Below are 3,614 nucleotides of genomic sequence, written 5' to 3'. Positions count from 1 at the left end.
CACGCCCATCTTTTCTTTTATCAAATATAATTTGATTTGTATTTTTATCAACTTCTAATATAAGTCCATTAGAAGTATAAATCTCATAAGTTTCACTCATTTTTTATCCTTTCATCCTATATATAAACCATCTTCCATGATTATAGTAGTGGCTAGTCTGCCTATAAACTTATTAGAATAATCTTGTATTTTACTAATATCATCAAAATCTTCTTTATCTTTTCTTCTATTTCTTTCATTATCAACATCTTTATTATTTATCCCCTTATACATCACTTCCAAATTATGTTGCCCTATGGCTTCTAAATTCTCCATCAATCTTCTTGCCTTTTGCCTATCTTCTATGAACTTACCTTTTTCATCCTGTGTAGTATTATAAATCCCATTTGCATATTCATATAAAATTTGTATAGCATCATTATAAGCTAGTATAGGGTGTTGTTTTATCATAGGATTTTGTGTTTTATACTCTTCTTTTCTTTGAAAATGCTCTAGCTTATATATATTACAATTTCTAAGTTCTATATTGTTTTTTTCAAAAAATTCCTTATCATTTAAGATGTATTTGCCCTCATTAATTTTATCTTCCATAAAAGCACTTCTTTTCTCATCTAAAATAATATAAGATAAAAGTCTTTTTAAGGCAAATTCTCTAGCTTCACTTGAAGTTGTAGCACAAGCAATACTAGGATAATAATTAAGCCCACCTGTGCACAATAAAGAACCAAAAATAAACTCAGATAAATCAAAACTCATAAATCTAGAATTTATTAATAAAGGATAGGTTAAGTATTCTTCTTTTTTTACAGCTAAGGGAAAATCATAATTGTAAGTCAATTTTTCATACATTAGTTTTTCATATAAAATTTTCAATCTTTCGTAATTTGTAGGTAAAAGTGTATCTATAAAAGATCCTGTTAAATCTTTTAATATATCTACCCCCAAATTCTTACCAATTTTAATAGAAAAATCAATAGCCAATCGTTTTCTTACTTTTGATACCAAATAAATTTGCTTGACTTTATCTAATCTTGAAAAACTCTTTGACTTTTTTAATTTGTTAGCATATTCTAATTGATTAAAATAATAATAATTTGTTCCTATTTGGTATAAAAAAGCTTTATTGAGTGATTTTTTACTTTTTAAATTAACTTTCATAAAACGCCCCTTAGGATTAAGTGCATAAAATATCCCTAGTTCTTTAAAAAAATGTGCTTTAAAACTAGAAAATAATTTATTGCCATAATGCTTTTTATCAAAGCTTGAATCTATAAAAAATAAAATCATTTTTTTAAAAAAATCAGGCTGACTCATAAGAAATTCTGTAAAAGGAAAAAGTTGCTTAATGATGTTAAAAAAAGTAATATCTATGGATAATTTTGCAAGTTCATTATCAAGCATAATTTCTTGAATGCTTTTATCTAAATCTTTTTTTGAAGGAAGAGTGTTATCTGTTTGTATATTTTCTTCAAATTCAATCTCCTCATTAAAGCTTTCATTTAAGGTATTTAAAAAATTTATATAAGTTTGATCATTTTCTTCAAGATCATTTTCAAAAATGGTCTTAGCTAGTTCATCTAAATAGATGACTTCACCTTCTTTTTTGTTTTTATTTAATTCTTTGGATAAAAAGATGTAAATTTTTTTATCATTATCATAAAAATAAATATCATCAGGGATAAATAAGATATACTCCTTAAAATAATTTGGTATTTTAATCTTTTGATAATTAAGTGAAATTTCTTTATCACCATAATCTAAATTTGGAATTACAATATTTTTAACACCAAGAGAATATTCTTGCGTAAAAGCTAAGTCTTTTTGTAAAACATACAAAGTCAAAGTCAATAAAACAACCGTTAAAGGTGAGTATTTCTTAAAATCTACATTTTCATATGTTTTAGATATTGATGGCTCTAACTCAAGAAAAAATTGCATTTGATCATAATAAGAATTGATATTATCTAAATAATTATTAAAAAGCTCAACATATTCTTCTACTTTTTCTTTTTCTTTTTCGCTAATTTCTTCAAGTTCTTTGGGTAATTTAAAAAAGCCATCAATATAAGCAAAATCTTGTCTAACTTCTTCATATTCTAATCGTTCATTTATATTCTCTAATAGATAAAGATTTATCCAAGAATATGTCTGATTATAAAAATTAAAATATCTTTTATATTTTTGATAAGTCTGTCCATCAAGTTTTACAAAAGGACAAAGTTGCAATATAAAATCATCTTCATTTTTAATATCTCTTTCTATAAAATAAGAACCATAATCTCTTTTACTAGGAAATTCTTCTTTTAATCCAAGTTTTTCATTTTTTGTAAGGGCTTTAGGACGATTTTTTATCTTTGCTCCTAATTTTTTTTGATACAAGTCTTCACAAAGCCCTGCATTATTAAGTTGTGGTGGATTGGTAATGAACAAATAATTTTTACCCATTTTCGTTGTATTGATTTGATCAGCATTTTTTTTATCTAATATCATTTCCACTAGCATGGAAGAATTTAAATCAGGGTATTCTGCATAAAAAAAATGATTAAGTTTAAAAATATTTAAATTTATTGCTTTTTTTAATGTTGTATCAGAATTATTTAAACTAGAATTTATTAAAAGTGTATTATTTAATTTTTCATTTTCAAATTTTGGATTATTTTCTAAAAAATGATCAAAAATACCTTGAAATTCTTCGTCTAAAATAATTTTATAAAAACTATTTTTATAAAGACTGATTGAAGGGGCGTTAATATAGGACGAAAAATCTAATAATACTTTATCATCTATAATTAACACATCAGATAAAATCTCTTCATTGCATAAAGCAATAATAGGATAAAGTTTGCTAGTAATGAGTTCTAAAAGTGGATAAGCAAAATCATAATAATATTTTTTTTCCTTATTATCTTTATACCCAGAGAAAGAATTGTAAAATTCAAATAAAGTATTTACAGCAAAAACATAAGGATTTTTTTTGATTAAAGAAATGGGCTTTTTAAAGTCGGTTATAGAATCATATATATTGATAAAAAATTTTGCTATAGCTCTAATAATTTGCTTATATTCATCATCATTAGATTGAGAAATATTTTTTAAAAGTGTATTAAAAAGTGTATCTAGGGTAAGTTGTATCTTTGGCTTAATCTCTTGCTCAAAATAGTTAGATTCTTTGATATTTTTTAGTAATATATTTAATTCTTTTTGAATTTCTTTTAAAAAATTTTCAATACTTTTTTCATCACTTTCATCAATAATTTTATTGAGCGTTTTATTTTCATTTTGATTAATTGCATTATTTAAAAGTTTTAAATTATTAAAGATAATTTTTTTAATGCTAGATAAATTTTTATCAGAGCTAAATTTTTGTTCTTTTGTGATTTCGTCTTTATCAATTTGATTTAGATGTATGATTTTAAAAGTTTTTGTATTGTCGATTTTAAAATCATCTTCAATAGTATGCAATGTTTGATATAGAGAATTCTTAGCTTCTTTATATCCATCAAAATCACCGCATATAAAAATAATTTTATTGGCATTTTTGGTGAGATTTTTTAATTCAATTTCTAAGTTATGATTTGATGTAATTAAAGTAAAATTCTTTATTTTCATATTTT

1 protein-coding gene is annotated in these 3,614 nt (G+C 23.5%); it reads right to left on the bottom strand.

Going from position 1 to position 3,614, the window contains the following annotated elements:
• Nucleotides 1-111: 111 nt before the first annotated feature.
• Nucleotides 112-3,609: a hypothetical protein gene (locus H2277_RS08710; RefSeq protein ID WP_337201928.1), complete on the bottom strand. Its 3,498-nt coding sequence runs from the start codon at nucleotides 3,607-3,609 to the stop codon at nucleotides 112-114.
• Nucleotides 3,610-3,614 lie beyond the last annotated feature (5 nt).

The organism is Campylobacter sp. W0014, assembly GCF_020135975.1.
Taxonomy (GTDB): domain Bacteria; phylum Campylobacterota; class Campylobacteria; order Campylobacterales; family Campylobacteraceae; genus Campylobacter_D.
The sequence above is the reverse complement of the archived record's forward strand: the minus strand, read 5'-3'. Positions and strand labels throughout refer to the sequence as shown.

Coding starts and splice junctions, on each gene's coding strand:
- H2277_RS08710 (WP_337201928.1), bottom strand. CDS start 3,609: ATGAAAATAAAGAATTTTACTTTAATTACATCAAATCATAACTTAGAA.